Origin of the sequence: Microbacterium maritypicum MF109 (genome assembly GCF_000455825.1) — a bacterium.
GTDB lineage: Bacteria > Actinomycetota > Actinomycetes > Actinomycetales > Microbacteriaceae > Microbacterium > Microbacterium maritypicum_A.
Genome location: NZ_ATAO01000068.1, coordinates 36,645 through 57,685, shown reverse-complemented (window position 1 = coordinate 57,685; position 21,041 = coordinate 36,645). Strand labels below are relative to the sequence as shown.

The window sequence follows — 21,041 nt, the reverse complement described above, 5'->3', positions numbered from 1 at the left end:
TGAACCGAGAACCCACTGATTAAGAGTCAGTTGCTCTGCCGATTGAGCTAGAGGTGCGTGGCCCGGGATAACCCCGACCGAGGAATTACATTACCAGCCGACCGGTCCCATGTGAAATCGAGACCGGCACCCGGGCGCGCCGCCGCCGGGCGGGCAGCGAAACATGGTCTTTCGGCCCTCCGGCCCCGCCGATCCGGCCAGTATTCTTAGACCGTGACCACCTCCCCCGACAGCCTGCGGCACGACCTCGACCTCGCACTCCGCCTGGCCGATGCCGCCGATGCCCAGTCGCTCCCCCGGTTCGACGCGTCCGACCTCGAGATCTCGACGAAGGCCGACAACTCCCATGTGACGGACGCCGATCTCGCGACGGAACGTGCGATCCGCAGCATCCTCGAAACCGATCGGCCGGAAGACGGCATCTTCGGCGAGGAGTTCGGCGCGCAGGGCAGTACCCAGCGTCAGTGGATCATCGACCCGATCGACGGAACGGCCAATTTTCTTCGTGGCGTCCCGCTGTGGGGCACGATGATCGCGCTAGCTATCGACGGCGTCCCCCAGGTGGGAGTGGTGAGCATGCCGGCGCTCGGACGGCGCTGGTGGGCATCGGCCGGCGGAGGCGCCTGGACCACGCTCGAGGGCGAACCGCGTCGGCTCCGGACGTCGTCGGTCTCCTCTCTCGACGACGCGAGCGTGAGCTTCCAGAGCATCGCGCAGTGGTCGGAGGCGGGGCGCCTCGACACCCTGCTGGCCGTGGCCGGGCGTGTCTGGCGAGACCGGGCCTATGGGGACGTCTACTCGTACATGCTCCTCGCCGAAGGACGCATCGACATGGTCGCCGAGTTCGACGTCAAGGAGTACGACATCGCAGCGGCCGTCCCGATCGTCCGCGAGGCCGGCGGGCGCATGACCGACGTCGACGGTGTCGAGACGATCTCCGCCCGCTCGACACTCGCAACCAACGGCACCCTTCACGACGACTTCCTCACCCTGATGCAGAACTGATCGAACCACGAGGCCCCCGCGATGAATTTCCGCATCATGTCCGCAGCCGCGGGCGTCCTGCTGCTCGTCGGAGCCCTCACCGCGTGCGCCGCTCCGGAGCCGCGTACGTCGCCCACGCCTGATGCCGGCAGTCCGCAGCCGACGCCGTCCTCCGTGCCGGTGACCTCGCCGACGCCGGAGCCGGCCGAAACGGAACTCACCTGCGAGTCGATGATCTCGGCCGGCACGGTCACCGCTCTCGCCGATGCCGGCTGGACCGCCGAGACGAAGGAGTTCGTCGTCGGGGGTGTCGAATTGACCGAGGGGCTGCTGTGCTTCTGGGCCGATTACACCGTCGGATCCGACCATGGGCAGCTGTACGGCTGGTCTCCGATCGACGACTCCGATGCCGCAGCGGCACAGGCCGCACTCCTCGCCGAGGGCTGGAAACGGGAAGACGGCCCTGACGGCGTCTACTTCACCGAAGACGCCCGATACGCCATGGGCACGGACGAAGACGGCTACGGCATGACGTATCTCTTCGGCGACGGATGGGTGCGCCTCGCGGACACGCGCCAGGGGCTCATCTTGATCGAGTGGCCACGTTAGATCCCTCGTCGACTCCCGTCGGGGTCGATCTCCGTCAGGGGCGACCCGACCCCATCGAACTCTCGAGTATCCGCCCGAAGGTGCGGGAGACCGGTGGCGTCCACAGCAGCACGATGATCGCGGCCGCGAACGCGACCGTCAAGGCCGCTCCCCAGTCCCAGCGGTCTCCGAACACGAGGACGACCGCACTCAACGCGATCGCGATGCCGAGGAAGATCGTGAGCATGAGGCGGGAGAGCCCGCTTCCGCGGCGGACCCCGGCGGCGACGGCGAAGACCAGAAGACCGAACAGGGCGATGGCGGCACCGGTGAGCGAGAAGGCCGAGGCGCTCACGTCCGGGTCGTAGCGTCCCAGGAACACCAGTATCCCGAAGCCCGTCGCCAGCGCGCCGAAGACGTATGCGAGCACGGCGACCACCGTGGTGATCACCGTGGCGACGGGGGCCGACGAGGAGACGGGCACCGTGGAGGAGGACGTCGTCACGCGTGGAGCGTTCCTCGTCGGCACCGTCAGCACCAGACGGCGATGCACGAAGCGCACAACTTCGATGGCCGCGACCATCACGATCGTGATCCCGGTGAGCGCGACGGCGAGGTCCTCCCCCGGGTCGACGAGCACGAAGAACTCGCGAGCGAGCGGGATCGTGAACACTGCGATGAGGAAGATGAACATCGCCCCGACGACCGCCACCTTGAACCGGTTGAGCGGGCGGGCGAGGACCGCCAGAATCCAGATGCCGACGACGGCCAGGATCACGGTGGCGCCCGTGCGCAGCTGCTCCTCGTGCACACCGAGTCCACGCGCGACGAACGTGTACCAGGTCAGCCCGAGCGCAACGACGATGCCCGACGGGATCGCGAAACTCAAAGACCGTCGGAGGAAACCCGGCACGTAGCGCGCCGCGTTCGGCATGAGCGCGAGGAAGAAGGCGGGGATGCCGATCGTGAGGCCGTCCGTGATGGAGAGCTGTCGCGGCAGGAACGGGAACTCGAGGAGGAACGCCCCGAAGATGATCGCGAGCAGTGTCGCGTAGACCGTCTTGTTCAGGAACAGCATCGACACGCGCTCGATGTTCGCGATGACCTGGCGCCCCTCGGCGACGACGTCCGGCAGGTGCGAGAACTGTCCGTCGAGCAGCACGAGCCTCGCAACGGCCTTCGTGGCCGGCGAGCCCGAGTTCATCGCGACGCCGATATCCGCGGACTTTATCGCGAGGGCGTCATTGACACCGTCTCCGGTCATCGCGACGGTGTGTCCGTGGCTCTGCAACGCCGTCACCATGCGCTTCTTCTGCTCGGGGGTGACGCGCCCGAACACCGTGTGCTGGTCGAGCACGTCGGCGAGCTGGGCGTCATCATCGGGAAGCTCTCTGGCATCGAAGCCGTCGGCCACGTCGAGACCGACTTCTCGGGCGATGGCCGCCACCGTACGCGGGTTGTCGCCGGAGATGATGCGGATGCCCACCTGCTGGCGCCCGAAATAGGCGAGTGTCTGAGCGGCGTCGGGGCGCACCTGCTCGCGGAAGGTCAGCACGATGATGGCCGCGAGTCCGTCAGGGAGCCGCTCGGAGTCGACGTCGGCGTCCGAGAGCGCCGCGTGCGCGTGGCCGAGCACGAGAGTGCGGCGGCCCGTCTCGGCGAGTGCCGTCACGGTGCGCCCCAGCTCCGTCTCCGCCGATGTGGCCGCATCGCCGAACACCATCTCCGGTGCTCCCATCACCCAGGTCCCCGGGATGCCGGTGAACGACGCCGCACTCCATTTTCGTGCAGATGAGAACGGGATGTACCCCGACACGACGAGTGGCGAGGCGACCGGGTAGGCCGTCCGCATCGACCGTGCTGTCGCGTTCGCATCGGGCGCCGCGGCATACCAGGCAAGCGCCGCCGCCGCGTCCTCTGCCTGTTCCGGGGCGAGGCCGTGGAGGCGATGTGCCTCGTCGAAGCCGATCTCCCCGACGGTGAGCGTGCCGGTCTTGTCGAGGCAGATGACGTCGACGCGCGCGAGGCCTTCCACAGCTGGTAGTTCGTTCACCAGAACCTGCCGGCGTGCGAGTCGTGAGGCTCCGACGGCGAAGGCGATGCTCGTCATGAGTACCAGGCCCAGCGGGATCATCGCCGTCAACGACGCGATCGTGTTCACCACCGCCTGTACCCACGCGCCGTTCGAGAACACGGTCCTGTAGCCGCCGAGCACGATGATCTGCGCGTTCAGGACGAGCAGGCCGACGGGGCCGATGATCCAACTCACCCATTTCAGCACCCGGTTGACCGAGGTGCGCAGCTCACTCGAGACGAGGGAGAAACGCTTCGCCTCCCCGGCGAAGTGGTTCGCGTAGGAATCGGCGCCCACGCGGGTCGCGATCGCGGTCCCCTCCCCTGCGACGACCACGGCTCCGGACAGCGCATCGTCGCCGGGCTGCTTCTCGACCGGGTCCGACTCCCCGGTGAGCATCGACTCATCGATCTGGAGCCCGCGCGACGCGAGAACCCGCGCATCGGCCGGCACCTGCTCGCCGGCGCGGAGCACGAGGACGTCGTCGAGGACCACGTCGCTGGGGGCGATCTCCGCCTCCTCGCCGTCTCTCAGCACCAGCGCACGCGGCGCGTTCATCAGCGCCAGACGATCGAGCGCCGACTTCGCCCGGAACTCCTGCACACATCCGATGATCGCGTTCGCGAACGCGGCGAGTCCGAAGAGTGCGTCCTGCCAGCGTCCGACCAGGAACAGCACGAAGAAGCAGGCGAAGACGATGCCGTTGAAGAGCGTGAACACGTTCGCGCGCACGATGCTCCAGGCGCTGCGACTCGTGTCGGCAACGAAGGCGTTCGTCTTTCCGGCGGCGACGCGTTCGGAGACCTGAGCTTGCGTGAGACCGGTTGAGACGTCTGCGGGGGTCGTGTCCACAGACTTCAATATAGGTCCACGACATCGGTACCCAGGCGTCTGAGCGGACATGAAAAGACCCGCCTCCCTAGTGATCACTGGGGAGGCGGGCCTCATTCCTGTGTGACAGCGACATGGTGGAGCTGGGGGGAATCGAACCCCCGTCCAACGCTGAGTCTCCACGCCTTCTCCGGGCGCAGTCTGTGAAGACGTTCTGCTCGGCTCCGACCTTTGTCACAGACACCTAAGTCGACGAGCCCAGCCTGGGAAGAGTCCCACGTGACGTCCAGACGCCATCACGCAGCAAGATTCCTAGATGACGCCAGGATCCGTATCGGAATCACATACGGCCTGACGGACTATCGGGCTCGCTTATGCAGCGAGGGCGAAGTCGTTGCGCTTGGTTTCGGCAACTATTGTTTTGCAGAGAGCGTTTACGAGATAACTCTGCATCCTCGGCCCGCTTCTCGTGGATTCACAGGCGCTGTCGAAACCGATCAGCCCCGTGGTCCTTCTCTCGAAGGAGCCGCTGTCACACTGTGGAATTACCATCCCGGGTGAGGAACACCCGAGCATCACAGACTACAACGTTCTCCGCCGCCACGCCATTCCACGGCGGGTCCAGCCGCTGGCGTAGAGTCGCCCCATGAGCGAAGTCACCGTCACCGTCCGCGGCGAGCATGAAGCGCGAGTCGCGCCGGAGCGCGCCACCATCCGTGTCGGGGTACGCGCCGAGGGCCCCGAGCGCACCACGGTCGTCGAGAACGTGATGCGGCTCGCCGAGCCGGTGCGCGCGAGCATCACCGAGCGCGCAGACGCCGGCAGCGTCGTCGACTGGACCAGCAAGCGGCTCTCGGTGCGCGCCGAACGCCCCTGGAGCAGCGAGGGCAAGCGCCTCGCCCCCGTCTACTACGCCAGCATCGACTACACCGCCACCTTCGCGGAAGCATCCGAGCTCTCGCTGTGGGTCTCCGACATCTCCCCCTGGGACGGCGTCGAGGTCGGCGGGGTGGACTGGCACCTCACGCCCGAGACACGCACGCGGATCGAGCGCGATGTGGCGGCGGACGCTGTCGGTGTCGCCGTGACCCGAGCCGAGGCTTACGCGGGCGCGCTCGGCCTCGGTGAGGTCACGCCGCTGGAGATCGCCGATACCGGCCTCATCTCCAGCGGACAGCCATCACCTGGGGCTCCGATGCTCAAAGCGCGTGGAGGTGTGGCGTTCGCCGCCGACTCGGCACCGGCCATGGAGTACGAGCCCGAGGAGATCGTCATCTCCGCAACGGTGGAGGCGCGGTTCCTCGCGCGATAGTCGCGTTCAGCCGTGGGCGGTGAAAGGAGCCAGTTCCGCGGCGAGACGCTCTGACACGCGTGCATGCACCGCGGTGCCATCCTCTCGATGGTCCACGGAGAGGAGCATGCCCGACTCGTGGATCGCTGCCACGAGATCGCCGCGGTCATACGGAATCACGGCATGCACCTCGACGGCGGGCTTCGGGAGCGCTTCTTCGACGGCTGCGCGCAGTTCCGCGATTCCCTCGCCCGACCGCGACGACACGAAGTGGGCGTGCGGCTGAAGGCCTCGGAGCACGAGCCTCTCGTCCTCCGCGATCAGATCGGCCTTGTTGAAGACGACGATCTCCGGAAGGTCACGGACGCCGACATCCCCGAGCACGTCGCGCACGGTCTGCAGCTGACCCGCCGGGTCGGGATGCGAACCGTCGACGACGTGGAGCACGACGTCGGCCTCGCCGACCTCTTCCAGGGTCGACCGGAACGCTTCGACGAGCTGATGCGGGAGATTGCGCACGAACCCGACGGTGTCCGTGAGCGTGTAGACGCGACCGTCCTCCGTCTCCGTACGACGCACGGTCGCATCCAGCGTCGCGAACAGGGCATTCTCGACCAGGACGCCAGCGCTGGTCAGCGCATTGAGCAGACTCGACTTGCCGGCGTTCGTATATCCGGCGATCGCGACGGAAGGAATCGTGTTCCGCTTGCGCTCGGCGCGCTTGGCGTCGCGGGCAGGGCCGAAGTCTCGGATCTGGCGTCGAAGCAGAGCCATCTTCGTGCGGATCCGTCGGCGATCGAGTTCGATCTTGGTTTCACCGGGACCGCGCGAGCCCATGCCTGCGCCGCCGGCGCCGACCTGACCACCGGCTTGGCGGCTCATCGAGTCACCCCAACCGCGAAGACGAGGCAGCAGATACTCGAGCTGGGCGAGCTCGACCTGGGCCTTACCTTCTCGGCTCTTCGCGTGTTGGCTGAAGATGTCGAGGATCACGGTGGTGCGGTCGATGACCTTGACCTTGACGACGTCCTCGAGAGCGCGTCGTTGGCTCGGCGCGAGCTCCGTGTCGGCGATGACGGTGTCGGCCCCGACAGCGGCGACGATGTCTCTGAGCTCCTGGGCCTTTCCGCGGCCGAGGTATGTCGCGGCGTCGGGGTGCGGGCGGCGCTGCAGGACACCGTCGAGCACGACGGCGCCGGCGGTCTCCGCCAGAGCAGCGAGTTCCCGCAGAGAGTTCTCGGCATCTTCCTGCGCCCCCTGGGGGTAGACCCCCACCAGTACGACGTTCTCGAGTCGCAACTGCCGGTACTCGACCTCGGTGACATCCTCGAGCTCTGTCGAGAGTCCACCGACGCGTCGGAGAGCGTGTCGGTCTTCGAGATCCCACTGCGCGCCGTCCGTACTCGCGTGCGATGCCGTCGATTCGTCCTGCAGCGCCTGTGCGGCGCCGAAGACGTGGACGTCCGAGCGCTTCTCCGCGTTCGCGAGCACACGATCGACCGTGTGGTCGTCGGTGGAGGGTGTGGTGGTCTCCGTCATCCGTTCCTTGTCTCTGGGATTTGTTGCGAGCCTTAACCTTAGCCCGCACTGTCCGGTACGCTCACCGTATGGGGTCAGATCACTACTTCACTGCGGCCCCGGCAAGCCCCGAGAATCTGCGTAAGATCCGCGTATCACTCGCGGGTCGAGAGCTCGAAGTCACCACCGCCGGTGGGGTCTTCAGCCCGGATCGTCTCGACGCCGGCACTGCAGTGCTCCTCGCCAACATGCCCCCGGTACCCCCGGGCGGCGATCTTCTCGACCTCGGCAGCGGTTGGGGTCCGGTGACATTGTCGATGGCCCTGGCCGCTCCCCATGCGACGGTATGGGCCGTCGACGTGAATGAGCGTGCCCTCGATCTGGTGCGTCGCAACGCCGCAGCTCTCGGGCTCACCAATGTCAACGCATCCCTGCCCGACGATGTTCCCGAGCACGTCTCATTCCGCACGATCCGATCGAATCCGCCGATCCGCGTCGGGAAGAACGAACTCCACGGCCTTCTGGAGCGATGGATCCCGCGCCTCGACGAGCGCAGTGATGCCTGGCTGGTCGTGCAGCGCAATCTCGGTGCGGATTCGCTCCAGCGGTGGATCGGATCGACCTTCCAGCCCGGCTACAGCGTCTTCCGCACCGCTACGGGCAAGGGCTATCGCATCCTGAAGGTGCGCAAGCACGGAAACCCGCCGACGGAGCCGATCATTCTCGGATGAGGTCGATGCGGGCCTGCCGAAGCCGACGGTCGGGACCTCAGGCGAGGTCGACCTCACCTTGGAACACGAGCTGAGCCGGCCCGGACAGAGCGACGTGCTCGCCGTCTTCCGCCGGGAACATCCGAACGCCGAGCGTCCCCCCGGGCACCTCGACCTGCCAGTTGCTCGGAGCGTTCTCGCCCGCCCAGTAGCGCACCGCCAGGGCCGTCGCCGCGACACCCGTGCCGCAACTCAGAGTCTCTCCGACCCCGCGCTCATAGACACGCATGCTCACATGTCCGATACCGTCGCGCACGAGCGGTTCGCCGGGTACGACGAACTCGATGTTGGCTCCCGCGGGCAGCAGCGGGTCGAGGCCGGGCGCACGGTGGAGCTCGAGGGACGCGAGCTCAGCCTCCGACGCGAGCGCCACCACGACGTGCGGATTCCCGACGTCGATTCCGAGACCTGGACGGGTGACAGACAGGCCATCCACTCGAACGAGCGGGTCGTCCCCGGAGAGCTTCCACCGGCCGAGGTCGACCTGATATCCCGTCGCGCTTCGGGTGACATCGCGCACTCCCGCCCGCGTGCCGATCGGCAAGGTCGAGCCGGGTTCGATCGCCGCAAGGCCGGAGCGCACGAGATAGTGGGCGAACACGCGGACGCCGTTCCCGCACATCTCGGCGACCGATCCATCGGCATTGCGGTAGTCCATGAACCATTCCGCCTGCGGCTCTTCGTCGAGTGCAGCCGCACCGTCGGGAATCGCCGACGACTTCACCACGCGGAGGATTCCGTCTGCACCGATGCCGAACTGACGATCGCAGAGCACGGCGACCTGCTCGACGGTGAGGTCGAGCTCACCGTCCGGGTCAGCGATGATGATGAAATCGTTGCCCGTGCCGTGCCCCTTGGTGAATGCGACCATGGGTCCAGTCTAGAGATCGTCGCGGACTTCTCCGTCCCGCGCGAGCCGGTACCGACCGCAGAGAAAGTTCCGGTTTCGCGCCACCTCGATCAACTCGAGGTCGAGTCTGCGCGGAAGCAACGGGGCTCCCGAGCCGAGGGTGACGGGTGCGTACTGCACCCACACCTCATCGAGCAGGCCGGCGTCGGCGAACTGCCCCGCCAGGTCTCCGCCGCCCACGACCCAGAGGTCCTTCCCACCCGCCGCCTGCGCCATCTCCGCGTGCACCGTGCGGATGTCGGCCTGCGTCAGTCGGACATCGCCCTCCTTCGGGAGGTCGAGTGGACGGTGGGTGAACACCCACGTGGGCTGGGTGTACCCCCAGCGGCCCTCTTCATGGCGCATCACCCACTCGTAGGTGGAGGACCCCATCGCCAGAGCGCCGATGTTCCGCTCGAAACCCGTGTACGCCATCGGTCCGTCTTGGTCGATGTCCTGTGTGAGCAACCAGTCCAATGAGTGCTCCTCGGTGGCGATGAAACCGTCGAGGCTGGAGGCCGTGTAGAAGTGCGTCGTCATCCGGCCAGCTTCGCAGCACCCTCCGACATCGAGATCAGGCGTGGAGAAGCGTCACGGCCCGCACCGGAGCCTCCCACCACTCCAGGTCGGGATACCGCTTGAACCAGGACACCTGGCGTCGCGCATAGCGTCTCGTGAGCGCCTGGGTCTGTGCGATCGCCTCACGCTCCGTGAGGCCGCCGTCGAGCTGGGCCAGGGCCTGCGCGTACCCGATCGCGCGAGGAGCCGTTCCTCCACGCTCGAGCCCGTGCGCACGAAGATCCTCGACTTCGGCGAGGAGGCCGCCCTTCCACATGCGCTCGACTCTGGAGTCCAGCCGCTCCACGAGAGAGGGGCGGTCCACATGCAGACCGATGAGACGAGTATGCGGATGCCACAGGACAGGCTTCTCCGGAAGCGAGGCACCGTGCGTCTCGCTCCCCTGCTCGAGGACCTCGAGCGCACGGATGATGCGGCGCGGATTCTGTGGATCGACGCGAGCAGCCGCTTCCGGGTCGAGAGTGCGCAGACGTTCGAGCAGATGCGCGGCCCCTCGGGTCTCGAGCTCTTGTTCGAGACGATCCCGCAGTTCCGGGTCGCGCGGAGGGAATCGGAAGTCGTAGACGACACTCGATACGTAGAGACCGGATCCGCCGACGAGGATCGCGTCTCCTCCCCCGCGGTGAATCTCTTCGATCGCCTCACGAGCTCTCGGCTGGTACCACGCGACAGCCGCATCTTCGTCGACGTCGAGTACGTCGAAGAGGTGGTGCGGGATGCCCCGGCGTTCCGTCATCGAGACCTTCGCGGTGCCGACGTCCATCCCGCGATAGAGCTGCATGGCATCGGCGTTCACGACCTCGGCGGGGTTTCCCTCCGCACGCAGCGTCTCGGCCAGCTCGATCGCGAGATCGCTCTTACCGGTGCCGGTCGCCCCGACGATCGCCCAGAGACGTGGCGCTGGCACGTTCCGTCCGGTCACACGCCCACGCGCAGCGTGGGCAGACCGAGCGACACGGCCTTCGGCGCACCGTCGCCGACAGAGGCGGGGACTGCGCACGATTCCGACTGCGATCGATCCCACGCGTCGCCGCCGCGGGTCCGACGGATCTTCAGGGGCGCGCCCGTCGGATCGTCGGCGAGCAGATGGAACGGGGCGCCGTGTGTCACGGTCACGGTGACCACGTCTCCGGGGCGAGGCAGCTCGGACCCCGGGGTCACCTCGAAGTGCACCAACCTGTTGTCTTCGGCGCGTCCCGTGAGGCGGTGTGTCTCGGTATCCTTCTTGCCTTCGCCGGTCGAGACCAGCACGTCGATCTCACGGCCGACCTGCTTCCGGTTCTCCTCCAGCGAGATACGTTCCTGCAGAGCGATCAGGCGGTTGTAGCGGGCCTGCACGATCTCCTTGGGGACCTGATCCTCCATCGTCGCCGCGGGTGTGCCCTCGCGGATCGAGTACTGGAAGGTGAACGCGCTGGAGAAACGCGCCTGCTCGACCACCCGCATCGTGTCCTCGAAGTCGTCTTCGGTCTCACCGGGGAACCCGACGATGATGTCCGTGGTGATGGCGGCATTCGGGATGCGGGCACGAACCCGCTCGAGGATCCCGAGGAAACGCTCACTCCGATAGGAGCGGCGCATCGCCTTGAGGATGCGGTCGCTCCCTGACTGGAGCGGCATGTGCAACTGCGGCATCACGTTCGGCGTCTCGGCCATGGCGTCGATCACGTCATCGGTGAACGCCGCGGGGTGGGGACTCGTGAACCGGATCCGTTCCAGCCCCTCGATGTCGCCGGCCGCGCGCAGGAGCTTGCCGAAGGCCTGACGGTCACCGAACTCGACCCCGTAGGAGTTGACGTTCTGGCCGAGAAGCGTGACCTCGATCGCGCCGTCTTCGACCAGGAGACGGATCTCGTTCAGGATGTCGCCGGGGCGACGATCCTTCTCTTTGCCGCGCAGGCTCGGAACGATGCAGAAGGTGCAGGTGTTGTTGCAGCCGACCGAGATCGAGACCCAGCCGCTGTGCGCCGAGTCGCGCTTGGTCGGCAACGTCGAGGGGAAGACCTCGAGCGACTCGAGGATCTCGAGCTCGGCATCGCCGTTGTGTCGCGCGCGCTCGAGCAGACCCGGCAATGAGCCCATGTTATGCGTGCCGAACACCACGTCGACCCAGGGGGCCTTGTCGAGCACGGCCTGCTTGTCCATCTGTGCCAGGCAGCCGCCGACGGCGATCTGCATGCCTTCCTTGCGACGCTTGACGGAAGCGAGGTGCCCGAGGGTGCCGTACAGCTTGCCTGCCGCGTTGTCGCGGACGGCGCAGGTGTTGATGATCACCACGTCGGCCTCGTCACCGTCGACGGCTCTCACATAGCCGGCGCTCTCCAACGAGCCCGAGAGCCGCTCGGAGTCGTGCACGTTCATCTGGCACCCGAAGGTGCGCACTTCATACGATCGCTGTCGTCCGTCGTCGTCGACGGCTGCCGACGACGCGCCGATGATCGTCGGTTCGCTGCGCGGGATAGTCATGATCTCCCCATTGTACGAGCCGTTGCTGAGCTGTCGCGGCGTCCCGGCATCAGTCCGAGTCGACGAACCGGACCCCGGACGTGGAACCTCCGAAGGAGTTCTCCCGCAGCGCAGCCTTCGCGGCTTTCATCGCCACGGCTCCGTTGTAGCCGCGTCGTGAGAGCTGGCCCACCAGCCGCCGCAGAGCCGTGTCGTGATCGAGCCGACTCATCGACCGCGCCTTGCCGCGAGCGAACTCGAGCGCGCGATCTTCATCGTCGTCCGGCAACTCGTCGAGAGCGCCGTCGATAACATCGCGCGGAATGCCCCGCTGCGCGAGTGCGCGAGACAACGCGACCCGTCCCTGTCCCTTCCGCTCGACGCCCGATGTCACCAGCACGGCAGCGAGGGCGGCGTCGTCGAGATAGCCGCGTCGGGAGAAGTCATCGATCACGTCGTCGACGACCCCACCGTCGAGGCCGACGCCTCGCAGGACCTGCCGGGCCTCCGAGATGGACAACGATCGCGCCCGCAGCTTACGGACGAGAGACTCCTCCGCGGCCACACGCACCTCGTCCGACGATGCCTTCTCGTCGGCGCCGGCATCGTCGCTCTCTCCGCCGCCGAGTGCGCGAAGGTGAGGAGCGGACTTCGTCGGGCGCGTCGACGCTGTGGCGGAACTGCCCCTGATCCCCCGCGCGGGATGACGATCGCTGGGAGTACCCGCGTCGGACGCGTCGATGTGCGAGGCACTGTCCGGAGGGGCATCCCAGGTCGTGCGCCAGACCGCCGCGTCGCTGGCGCGGGGATCGTCCGTCGACTGGTCGTCGCCTTCCGCCAGGCGAGGCGGCGGCGTGTGCGTTTGCTTCTTCGACCCACCGGCGAAGAGGGGGATGATGGGGGCGATCCGGTCGGGATCGCCCCCACGCGTGTCGTTCATCAGGCCGGACGACGCTCAGCGAGCTCGTCTGCAGCTGCCGGTACCGAAGCGGGGCCGCCGATACCGAGCTTCTGCTTGATCTGCGTCTCGATCGCCAGCGCGATATCGGGGTTGTTCAACAGGAAGGTGCGCGCGTTCTCTTTGCCCTGGCCCAGCTGGTCACCGTCGTAGGTGTACCACGAGCCCGACTTCTTCACGATGGCGTGCTCGACGCCGAAGTCGATCAGGCTGCCCTCACGGGAGATGCCGACGCCGTAGAGGATGTCGAACTCGGCCTGCTTGAACGGCGGCGCCATCTTGTTCTTGACCACCTTGACCCTGGTGCGGTTTCCGACGGCGTCGGTTCCGTCCTTGAGGGTCTCGATACGACGGATGTCCATGCGGACCGAGGCGTAGAACTTCAGCGCCTTACCACCGGCGGTCGTCTCGGGCGAGCCGAAGAAGACGCCGATCTTCTCGCGAAGCTGGTTGATGAAGATCATCGTCGTGTTGGTCTGGTTCAGGCCACCGGTGAGCTTACGCAGCGCCTGCGACATGAGTCGCGCCTGCAGACCGACGTGCGAGTCGCCCATCTCGCCCTCGATCTCGGCGCGGGGCACGAGCGCCGCCACGGAGTCAATGACGATGAGGTCGATGGCTCCCGAGCGCACGAGCATGTCGGCGATCTCGAGGGCCTGCTCACCGGTGTCGGGCTGCGACACCAGGAGCGCGTCGATGTCGACGCCGAGCTTCGCGGCGTAGTCGGGGTCGAGCGCGTGTTCGGCGTCGATGAACGCGGCGATTCCGCCTGCGCGCTGAGCGTTCGCGATCGCATGCAGGGTGAGGGTCGTCTTACCCGAGGACTCCGGTCCGTAGATCTCGACGATTCGACCACGCGGGAGGCCTCCGACGCCGAGAGCGACGTCGAGGGCGATGGAGCCGGTGGGGATGACCGCCACGGGGGCGCGCTCATCGCTGCCCAGCCGCATGACCGAGCCCTTTCCGAACTGGCGATCGATCTGGGCGAGGGCGGTCTCGAGGGACTTCTCGCGGTCGGCGGGTGATGGCATGATGTGCTCCTTCTGCGCGCGTGATGCCGCCTGTAGGCTGTCGCGGCTCTCCCGGCTGGGAGAAACTCTCCGACAAGGCGTAATGGCTCTTCGGCTTGTTTTCCACCGTAGGAGAGGCCACCGACATCGACGCGGAGAGCTCACATACCGTGCAGAACAGATTCCCTGAACCACTTGTGCAGAAGACTACGCCCGCTTCGAACAGATCTTCGACGACACGCCGTGAATCTCAGGTCGTTTCCCGTAGGCATCGGAGATCGACGAACGACTCAGCGTCCGCGCGGCTCCTGCCGACCGACGCCGTGTCGCCTGTTCTCCGGAACGTCCATCTCGACGCACAACGCCAACCAGATGTCGCGTGGTGGGGTTCCCTCGGCCAGCGCCTCGAGCGCTGTTCGACCGCCGACAGCGCTGAGCGTCAGGTCGTTCACCAGAGAGGACGCGCGCGCCTGAAACTCGGTCTCGACGGCGCGAAGGAACTCACTACGACGCATGGCTTCCCCGACCGGGGATCAGTGCAGCGAAAGCTGAGGTTCGATCGACGCGACGAGGTCGTCGGGAACGACGTCCGGGAAGACCTGGATGCCCTCGAGCACCGAGATGCGGTCTCCGACCTCGCGCATGATCGTCGAAATGGGAACGTCGAGCGCGTCGGCGACGGAAGCGAGGATCTCGCTCGACGCCTCCTTCTGCCCACGCTCGACCTCGCTGAGGTAGCCGAGCGCAACCGACGCCTTGCTTGCGACCTGCCGGAGCGTGCGCCCCTTCTGCAGGCGGAAGTCCCTCAGCACATCGCCGATTTCCTGTCGTACAAGAATCATCGGAACCTCCTCCCCATGTGATCGTTCGAGGTCTCCCCCGATGAGACAGCCAGTCTAGTACCCCTGGCATGCACAGAATCTACCCCTGCACTCTGTGGTTTAAGTGTGAGCACATCAGAGATAACCACCCCGGCGGTCCTGCTATTCCGCCAGCATCGCGCGCAGTTCTTCGAGCGCTGCCGCGACCGTCTGCGCGCGGATCGAGTCGCGATCTCCGAGGAAACGGAAGGCCGTCGTCCTCATCGCCGCCGGCGTCGCCACGCCGATGTGCACCGTGCCGACCGGTTGCCCGTCGGGGGAATCCGGACCGGCGATTCCCGTCGTCGACACCCCGACATCGGCCGGCGAGCCACCGACGCTCACGACACTCCTCACTCCGTCTGCCATCTGCAGCGCGACCTGCGGATGCACCGGCCCGTGCGCGGCGAGAAGATCCGCGTCGACGCCCAACACCGACGCCTTCACCGGCGTCGCGTACGCCACCACCCCGCCGAGCAGCACCGTGGACGCGCCGGGAACCGAGACCAGGTCGGCGCACAGGGCGCCGCCGCTCAGCGACTCCGCGACTCCGAGCGTCCATCCCCGTCGACCCAGCGCCGCAAGGACGGCAGCAGCCGCGTCGCTCACGACTTCCGGCGCGAGCCGCGGACCTGCGCCACGATGTAGTCGATACCGCTCGCGACCGTGAGCACCAGGACGATGAGCATGAGGATGAAGGTGATCAACGTCCATGCGTCGAGACCGACGAAATAGTGCAGCGGAAGCAACGCCCAGCCGAGCGCCACACCTTGGAACGCCGTCTTGATCTTGCCCATCCAGGCCGCAGCGACGACATGCTCGCTGGCGACCATGAGCCGGTGGATTGTGATCCCCCACTCGCGCACGAGGATGAGGGCGACGATCCACCAGCCGACCTCGCCGAGGATGGCGAGTCCGATGAACCCGGCCCCCGTGAGCATCTTGTCGGCGATGGGATCCCAGAGCTTGCCGAAATCGCTGACGATGTCGTACTTGCGCGCGAGGTAGCCGTCGACCCAGTCCGTGGAGATCCCCACGATGAAGATGACCGCGGCCGCCCACCGGAGGCCGGGCTCGGCGAGGCCGTAGGTTCCGCCCAGCAGCAACAGGACGAAGAAGACGACCGCCAGCGGGATGCGCGCGACGGTGATGGCGTTGGGCAGCTGCCGCGGGATGGCCATCAGTCGCGTCCCGTCAGGCCCCAGGCGTCTTCGTCGCCCTCGGCCTCCACCTCGGGAAGCCCCTCATACTGGGCAGCGACCGGATCGTGCGTCTGGGGCAGGGGTGGCACCGGCGGAGCGACAGGGGCGGCGGAAGCGGGCGGCGACGTCGGAACGTCGTCACCGCGCAGCTTCGCCATCACCTGTGGGAGCTGCTCGGCCGTGGCCAGCACGTCGCGCGCCTTGGAGCCCTCGGACGGGCCGACGATCTCACGTGACTCCAGCAGGTCCATGAGGCGACCGGCCTTCGCGAAGCCGACCCGCAGCTTGCGCTGGAGCATCGAGGTCGATCCGAACTGCGACGAGACGATGAGCTCGGCAGCCGCGAGCAGCAGTTCCAGGTCGTCGCCGATGTCCTCGTCGACTTCCTTCTTCTTGGTCGGCTCCATCGCCTCCTGCACGTCGGGACGATAGTCCGGACGAGCCTGGCGGGTGACGTGCTTGACGACCGCGTCGATCTCCTTCTCGTCGACCCACGCGCCCTGCAGACGGAACGGCTTCGACGAGCCCATCGGCGAGAACAGCGCGTCACCCTGACCGATGAGCTTGTCCGCCCCGGGGCTATCGAGGATGACGCGGCTGTCGGTGACACTGGTGACGGCGAAGGCCAGTCGAGACGGGACGTTCGCCTTGATGAGTCCGGTGACGACGTCGACGCTCGGCCGCTGGGTCGCGAGGACGAGGTGGATGCCGGAGGCTCGCGCGAGCTGCGTGATGCGCACGATCGAGTCCTCCACGTCGCGAGGGGCGACCATCATGAGGTCGGCGAGCTCGTCGACCACGACCAGGAGGTACGGGTACGGCTTCAGAACGCGCTCGCTGCCCACCGGCAGCTCGACCTCCCCGGCGCGCACGGCACGGTTGAAGTCGTCGATATGACGGAAGCCGAAAGACGCGAGGTCGTCGTACCTCATGTCCATCTCCTTCACGACCCACTGCAGCGCTTCGGCCGCCTTCTTGGGGTTCGTGATGATGGGCGTGATCAGGTGCGGGACACCGGCGTAGCTGGTGAGCTCCACGCGCTTCGGGTCGATGAGGACCATGCGCACATCGGCGGGCCGCGCCCGCATCAGCAGGCTGGTGATCATGGAGTTCACGAAGCTCGACTTACCGGAGCCGGTGGAACCTGCCACCAGGAGATGCGGCATCTTCGCGAGGTTCGCGATGACGATGTTGCCGCCGACGTCCTTGCCCACGCCGATCGTCATCGGATGCGTGCTCTTCTGCGCGGCGGGCGAACGCAGCACGTCGCCGAGTGCGACCATCTCCTTGTCGGCGTTGGGAATCTCGATGCCGATCGCGCTCTTGCCCGGGATCGGCGAGAGGATGCGGACGTCGTTCGAGGCGACCGCGTAGGCGAAGTTGTTGCTCAGCTGCAGGATCTTCTCGACCTTGACGCCGTGGCCGACCTCGACCTCGTACTGGGTGACCGTCGGGCCGCGCGAGAAGCCGGTGACCTTCGCATCCACCTTGAACTGAGACAGCACACTGGTGATCTGCTCGATCACCTTGTCGGTGGCCTCGGAGCGCATCACCGGAGGCGGCCCTTCGACCAGAAGACCGGGAGAGGGCAGGATGTACGGCGTCACGGGCGCCTGCGGCCCGCGGTCGCCTGGCCCCTCGGTGCCGAAGCCGTCGAGGCCGGGAAGCTCCGGCACCTCTCCGGTGTCGGAGGAGTCGTCGAGCAGTGCCGTGGTCTGCTGCTCCGCGAGCGAATCGGCGACGGACCTCACGTCGGACAGCACCTCGGTGGCGGCGTCGTACGGGTTCTCGACGACGACGGCCTGATCGTAGGCGGGAGTCGGGTCGGAGGTCGTGAGCAGTGCGGTGATGTCGTCGGAGCCGAGCGTGCCTTCGTCGGGGTCCTCTTCACGGCCGGTCTTGTTGCGCCGCCACCACGGCAGCACGTCGGGATCGTCGACCTTGTCGGTGTCGTCGATCGCCGCGGAGTCTTTGGTCGACTTCTCCGGACGCTCGGCGTCGAACATCCAGGCGTAGAGATCGCCGAGACGGGCGCCGATGCGGTTCGGCGGAGTCTTGGTGAGGATGAGGATGCTGAGCGCCGCCAGCAGCGACAGCACGATGTACGCGGGGATGTCGGTGAGGTAGCTGAGCGGCTGGCCGAGCATCCATCCGAAGAGTCCGCCGGACTCGCTCAGTGCGAGCATGCCCTCCTTGGGCTGAGGGCCGTCGCCCGCGACGTGGCAGAAGCCGGCGAGCGTCAGGACGAACAATCCGAAACCGATTCCGATGCGGCCGTTGTCGTGAACCGACGAGGGGTGGCGGAACAGCCATCCGGCGAGCAGGAGCAGCAGAACGGGCATCACGAATGCGACGCGCCCGATCAGCCCTCCGACCGAATACGCGCTGATGTTCGCAGCGACCTCGTTGCCGATGAAGAACCACTCGTTGACCGCACCGAGCACGGCGAGGAGCACGAGGAGGAAGGGAAAACCGTCGCGACGATCGTCTTTCTCGAGAGTCTCGGGGCCGAACGCGCGGAAGAGTCCGCCGACGCCGTGCGCCAGCCCGACCCAGGCCCGGACGGCGACCGGCGGCTTGTCTGCCTCGTCGATGTACTTCTTGGGAGCGGGCTGCGCCTTGCGAGCGGGCTGGGCCTTGGGAGCCGTCTGCCGCTTGGGGCGCGACGGTGCGCTGGTCGACGCGCTCTCTGTCTTCGTGGTACTCCTGGCCATGCTCTCACGTTACGTCCAACAGCCGACATCTCCGCGTAATGACGCGGCTTTCCATGGATCCGAGGGGCGCGATCACGCCGTGCCGCGAGCCATCGTGTCGCGGGTCGCGCCCTGACTCACCACGGCAAAACCCTCGGCTCGATACAGGTTGCGCGCGAAGTTGTCCCGTTCGACGCTCAGGCTGATCCGGGCATGCCCCTGCGAGCCCGCCAGGTGCACGACGCCGCGCAGCAGCGCCCGCCCGACGCCTCGGGCACGCCAGAGCGGGTGCACACCGATGATCAGCTCCGGGACCGCGACGCCGATGAAACCGAACCCGGGATCGTTCTGCGGGAGCACCCGGTACCAGGCCGCACCCACCGGGGTGCCGTCGTCGCCGGCCGCGACCAGTCCGTCGTCCGCCATGCGCTTCCAGCCCGCGAGGTAACGCCGATGGTCGGGCGACGTCAGCACCTCATGACGGGGACGCACTCCCCCGGCGCGCCAATTGGCGGCCTCGACGAGCATGTCGCCGAGGAACATCGCATCCGTCTGCGCCGCCCTGCGAAGGGAGAAGCCCCTGTACATGACGCGAGCATAGGACGTCGGTGTTACATCGGGATGACGCTCACCCGTGAGTGCGAGACGACTCGCCTGTCGTCATGCCTCGATGACGAGCGGCACGATCATCGGACGGCGACGGAGCCGCTGGTTCACCCAGCGACCGATCGTGCGTCGCACGACCTGCGACAGTGCGTGGGTGTCGCGGACGCCGTTGCCCGACGCCTCCTTGAGCGCAGCGACGATCTTCGGCGTGACGTCGTCGAACACCGAGTCGTCCTCGGCGACACCGCGCGCGTGGATCTCGGGACCGGAGATGATGCGTCCGGTGCCGGCGTCCACGACCACGATCACGGAGATGAAGCCTTCCTCGCCGAGGATGCGGCGATCCTTGAGGTCGGCATCGGTGATCTCTCCGACGGTGGAGCCGTCGACGTAAACGAATCCGAGGTCGAGCTGCCCGGTGACCTTCGCGACGCCGTCCTTGAGGTCGATCACGGTGCCGTTCGAGGCGATGATCGTGTTCTCCTCGGAGATACCGGTGTCCTGCGCGAGCTTGGCATTAGCGATCAGGTGCCGATACTCGCCGTGCACGGGGAGGACGTTCTTCGGCCTCAGGATGTTGTAGCAGTAGATCAGCTCACCGGCGGCGGCGTGCCCGGAGACGTGCACCTTCGCATTCGCCTTGTGCACGACGTTCGCGCCGAGCTTGGTCAGTCCGTCGATGACGCGGTACACGGCGTTCTCGTTGCCGGGGATGAGGCTGGAGGCGAGGATGACGGTGTCACCCTCGCTGATCTCGATCGCGTGGTCCATGTTCGCCATGCGGCTGAGCACGGCCATCGGCTCGCCCTGGGAGCCCGTCGACATGTAGACGATCTGCTCGTCCGGCAGGTCGCGCGCCTTCTTGAAGTCGATCAGCACCCCGTCCGGCACCTTGAGGTAGCCGAGCTGCTCGGCGATGGTCATGTTACGGACCATGCTGCGGCCGAGGAACGCGACACGGCGGCCGTTGGCGTGCGCGGCGTCGATCACCTGCTGCACGCGGTGGACGTGGCTGGAGAAGCTCGCGACGATGACGCGACGGGGCGCCTTCGCGATCACCTGGTCGAGCACGGGACCGATGGAGCGCTCCGTCGGGGTGAAGCCGGGGACGTCGGCGTTCGTCGAGTCGACGAGGAACAGGTCCACGCCCTCTTCACCGAGGCGGGCGAACGCACGCAGGTCGGTGATCCGACCGTCCAGCGGCAGCTGGTCCATCTTGAAGTCACCGGTGGCGAGCACCATGCCTGCGGGTGTGCGGATGGCGACGGCCAGTGCATCGGGGATCGAGTGGTTGACGGCGACGAACTCGAGGTCGAACGGACCGACCCGCTCCTGCTGCCCCTCTTTCACCGTGAGCGTGAAGGCCTTGATCCGATGCTCTTTGAGCTTCGCCTCGACCAATGCGAGGGTGAGGCCCGAGCCGATCAGGGGGATGTCGCTCTTGAGCCGGAGCAGATACGGAACCGCGCCGATGTGGTCTTCATGACCGTGCGTGAGCACCACGCCGACGATGTCGTCGAGCCGGTCGCGGATGGGCTCGAAGTCGGGAAGGATCAGATCGACACCGGGCTGGTGCTCCTCGGGGAAGAGCACACCGCAGTCGACGATCAGGATCTTCCCGTCGTACTCGAACATGGTCATGTTACGACCGATCTCGCCGAGTCCGCCGATCGGAATGACCCGCAGCGTCCCTTCGTCGAGAGCGGTCGGTTCTACCAGGGGAATGGACATGCTGTCTCCTCA

Annotated in this window: 19 protein-coding genes and 1 other RNA gene; 4 read left to right on the top strand and 16 right to left on the bottom strand. The window is 66.8% G+C overall.

The window, feature by feature from the left end; all coding sequences use genetic code 11:
- Positions 1-213 precede the first annotated feature (213 nt).
- Both L687_RS25620 and L687_RS25615 read left to right on the top strand, forming a co-directional pair.
- Positions 214-1,005 (top strand): inositol monophosphatase family protein, encoded by a 792-nt coding sequence (locus L687_RS25620; RefSeq protein WP_021198649.1) that lies wholly within the window; start codon positions 214-216, stop codon positions 1,003-1,005.
- 21 nt (positions 1,006-1,026) lie between these two features.
- Positions 1,027-1,593, top strand: coding sequence for a hypothetical protein (locus L687_RS25615; protein WP_021198648.1), 567 nt, complete (start codon positions 1,027-1,029; stop codon positions 1,591-1,593).
- A gap of 34 nt (positions 1,594-1,627) precedes the next feature.
- On the opposite strand, the gene L687_RS25610 is transcribed toward L687_RS25615, so the two are convergent.
- Together L687_RS25610 and ssrA are read right to left on the bottom strand one after the other, a co-directional pair.
- Positions 1,628-4,549, bottom strand: a complete 2,922-nt coding sequence (locus L687_RS25610; protein ID WP_373695043.1) for an HAD-IC family P-type ATPase — start codon at positions 4,547-4,549, stop codon at positions 1,628-1,630.
- A 63-nt stretch (positions 4,550-4,612) separates the two neighbouring features.
- Positions 4,613-4,982, bottom strand: a transfer-messenger RNA (tmRNA) gene (ssrA, locus tag L687_RS42070).
- A gap of 141 nt (positions 4,983-5,123) precedes the next feature.
- On the opposite strand from ssrA, the gene L687_RS25605 reads away from it, so the two are divergent.
- Complete coding sequence (locus L687_RS25605; protein ID WP_021198646.1) at positions 5,124-5,789, top strand: SIMPL domain-containing protein; 666 nt, start codon at positions 5,124-5,126, stop codon at positions 5,787-5,789.
- Between the two features lie 6 nt (positions 5,790-5,795).
- On the opposite strand, the gene hflX is transcribed toward L687_RS25605, so the two are convergent.
- Positions 5,796-7,307: a GTPase HflX gene (hflX, locus tag L687_RS25600; RefSeq protein ID WP_021198645.1), complete on the bottom strand. Its 1,512-nt coding sequence runs from the start codon at positions 7,305-7,307 to the stop codon at positions 5,796-5,798.
- Positions 7,308-7,375: 68 nt separating this feature from the next.
- On the opposite strand from hflX, the gene L687_RS25595 reads away from it, so the two are divergent.
- Positions 7,376-8,017 (top strand): class I SAM-dependent methyltransferase, encoded by a 642-nt coding sequence (locus L687_RS25595; RefSeq protein WP_021198644.1) that lies wholly within the window; start codon positions 7,376-7,378, stop codon positions 8,015-8,017.
- A 37-nt stretch (positions 8,018-8,054) separates the two neighbouring features.
- Here L687_RS25595 and dapF read toward each other — a convergent pair whose 3' ends face one another.
- From dapF to L687_RS25530, 13 genes are all read right to left on the bottom strand, one after another.
- Positions 8,055-8,927, bottom strand: coding sequence for a diaminopimelate epimerase (gene dapF / locus L687_RS25590; RefSeq protein ID WP_021198643.1), 873 nt, complete (start codon positions 8,925-8,927; stop codon positions 8,055-8,057).
- A gap of 9 nt (positions 8,928-8,936) precedes the next feature.
- Entirely contained in the window at positions 8,937-9,485 is a 549-nt protein-coding gene (locus L687_RS25585; RefSeq protein ID WP_021198642.1) for a dihydrofolate reductase family protein, read from the bottom strand.
- Between the two features lie 34 nt (positions 9,486-9,519).
- Positions 9,520-10,431, bottom strand: a complete 912-nt coding sequence (gene miaA, locus L687_RS25580) for a tRNA (adenosine(37)-N6)-dimethylallyltransferase MiaA (RefSeq protein ID WP_021198641.1) — start codon at positions 10,429-10,431, stop codon at positions 9,520-9,522.
- A gap of 11 nt (positions 10,432-10,442) precedes the next feature.
- Positions 10,443-11,990 (bottom strand): tRNA (N6-isopentenyl adenosine(37)-C2)-methylthiotransferase MiaB, encoded by a 1,548-nt coding sequence (gene miaB / locus L687_RS25575; protein ID WP_021198640.1) that lies wholly within the window; start codon positions 11,988-11,990, stop codon positions 10,443-10,445.
- Positions 11,991-12,039: 49 nt separating this feature from the next.
- Entirely contained in the window at positions 12,040-12,909 is an 870-nt protein-coding gene (locus tag L687_RS25570; protein WP_021198639.1) for a regulatory protein RecX, read from the bottom strand.
- The gene (gene recA / locus L687_RS25565) at positions 12,909-13,958 is read right to left on the bottom strand and encodes a recombinase RecA (protein WP_021198638.1); all 1,050 of its coding nucleotides are present in this window, start codon (positions 13,956-13,958) and stop codon (positions 12,909-12,911) included. The genes L687_RS25570 and recA overlap by 1 nt, the downstream gene beginning before the upstream one ends.
- 269 nt (positions 13,959-14,227) lie before the next feature.
- Complete coding sequence (locus L687_RS25560) at positions 14,228-14,452, bottom strand: DUF3046 domain-containing protein (RefSeq protein WP_021198637.1); 225 nt, start codon at positions 14,450-14,452, stop codon at positions 14,228-14,230.
- Positions 14,453-14,470: 18 nt separating this feature from the next.
- Entirely contained in the window at positions 14,471-14,779 is a 309-nt protein-coding gene (locus tag L687_RS25555) for a helix-turn-helix domain-containing protein (protein WP_017830901.1), read from the bottom strand.
- 141 nt (positions 14,780-14,920) lie between these two features.
- Entirely contained in the window at positions 14,921-15,406 is a 486-nt protein-coding gene (locus tag L687_RS25550) for a CinA family protein (RefSeq protein WP_021198636.1), read from the bottom strand.
- Positions 15,403-15,978 (bottom strand): CDP-diacylglycerol--glycerol-3-phosphate 3-phosphatidyltransferase, encoded by a 576-nt coding sequence (pgsA, locus tag L687_RS25545; protein ID WP_021198635.1) that lies wholly within the window; start codon positions 15,976-15,978, stop codon positions 15,403-15,405. The genes L687_RS25550 and pgsA overlap by 4 nt, the downstream gene beginning before the upstream one ends.
- Complete coding sequence (locus L687_RS25540; protein WP_021198634.1) at positions 15,978-18,713, bottom strand: DNA translocase FtsK; 2,736 nt, start codon at positions 18,711-18,713, stop codon at positions 15,978-15,980. Before L687_RS25540 ends, pgsA begins: the two co-directional genes overlap by 1 nt.
- 72 nt (positions 18,714-18,785) lie before the next feature.
- A complete protein-coding gene (locus L687_RS25535) occupies positions 18,786-19,280 on the bottom strand; it encodes a GNAT family N-acetyltransferase (protein WP_031206761.1) in 495 nt (164 codons plus the stop codon).
- A gap of 72 nt (positions 19,281-19,352) precedes the next feature.
- Positions 19,353-21,029, bottom strand: a complete 1,677-nt coding sequence (locus L687_RS25530; RefSeq protein ID WP_021198632.1) for a ribonuclease J — start codon at positions 21,027-21,029, stop codon at positions 19,353-19,355.
- Between the last annotated feature and the right edge of the window lie 12 nt (positions 21,030-21,041).

Excerpts from the sequence above, each read along its gene's own strand:
- L687_RS25570 (WP_021198639.1), bottom strand. The coding sequence starts at position 12,909 with ATGAACGACACGCGTGGGGGCGATCCCGACCGGATCGCCCCCATCATC.
- pgsA (WP_021198635.1), bottom strand. The coding sequence starts at position 15,978 with ATGGCCATCCCGCGGCAGCTGCCCAACGCCATCACCGTCGCGCGCATC.
- L687_RS25535 (WP_031206761.1), bottom strand. The coding sequence starts at position 19,280 with ATGTACAGGGGCTTCTCCCTTCGCAGGGCGGCGCAGACGGATGCGATG.
- L687_RS25540 (WP_021198634.1), bottom strand. The coding sequence starts at position 18,713 with ATGGCCAGGAGTACCACGAAGACAGAGAGCGCGTCGACCAGCGCACCG.
- L687_RS25585 (WP_021198642.1), bottom strand. The coding sequence starts at position 9,485 with ATGACGACGCACTTCTACACGGCCTCCAGCCTCGACGGTTTCATCGCC.
- miaB (WP_021198640.1), bottom strand. The coding sequence starts at position 11,990 with ATGACTATCCCGCGCAGCGAACCGACGATCATCGGCGCGTCGTCGGCA.
- L687_RS25555 (WP_017830901.1), bottom strand. The coding sequence starts at position 14,779 with ATGATTCTTGTACGACAGGAAATCGGCGATGTGCTGAGGGACTTCCGC.
- dapF (WP_021198643.1), bottom strand. The coding sequence starts at position 8,927 with ATGGTCGCATTCACCAAGGGGCACGGCACGGGCAACGATTTCATCATC.
- L687_RS25595 (WP_021198644.1), top strand. The coding sequence starts at position 7,376 with ATGGGGTCAGATCACTACTTCACTGCGGCCCCGGCAAGCCCCGAGAAT.
- hflX (WP_021198645.1), bottom strand. The coding sequence starts at position 7,307 with ATGACGGAGACCACCACACCCTCCACCGACGACCACACGGTCGATCGT.
- L687_RS25530 (WP_021198632.1), bottom strand. The coding sequence starts at position 21,029 with ATGTCCATTCCCCTGGTAGAACCGACCGCTCTCGACGAAGGGACGCTG.
- L687_RS25610 (WP_373695043.1), bottom strand. The coding sequence starts at position 4,549 with ATGTCCGCTCAGACGCCTGGGTACCGATGTCGTGGACCTATATTGAAG.
- L687_RS25560 (WP_021198637.1), bottom strand. The coding sequence starts at position 14,452 with ATGCGTCGTAGTGAGTTCCTTCGCGCCGTCGAGACCGAGTTTCAGGCG.
- recA (WP_021198638.1), bottom strand. The coding sequence starts at position 13,958 with ATGCCATCACCCGCCGACCGCGAGAAGTCCCTCGAGACCGCCCTCGCC.
- L687_RS25615 (WP_021198648.1), top strand. The coding sequence starts at position 1,027 with ATGAATTTCCGCATCATGTCCGCAGCCGCGGGCGTCCTGCTGCTCGTC.
- L687_RS25605 (WP_021198646.1), top strand. The coding sequence starts at position 5,124 with ATGAGCGAAGTCACCGTCACCGTCCGCGGCGAGCATGAAGCGCGAGTC.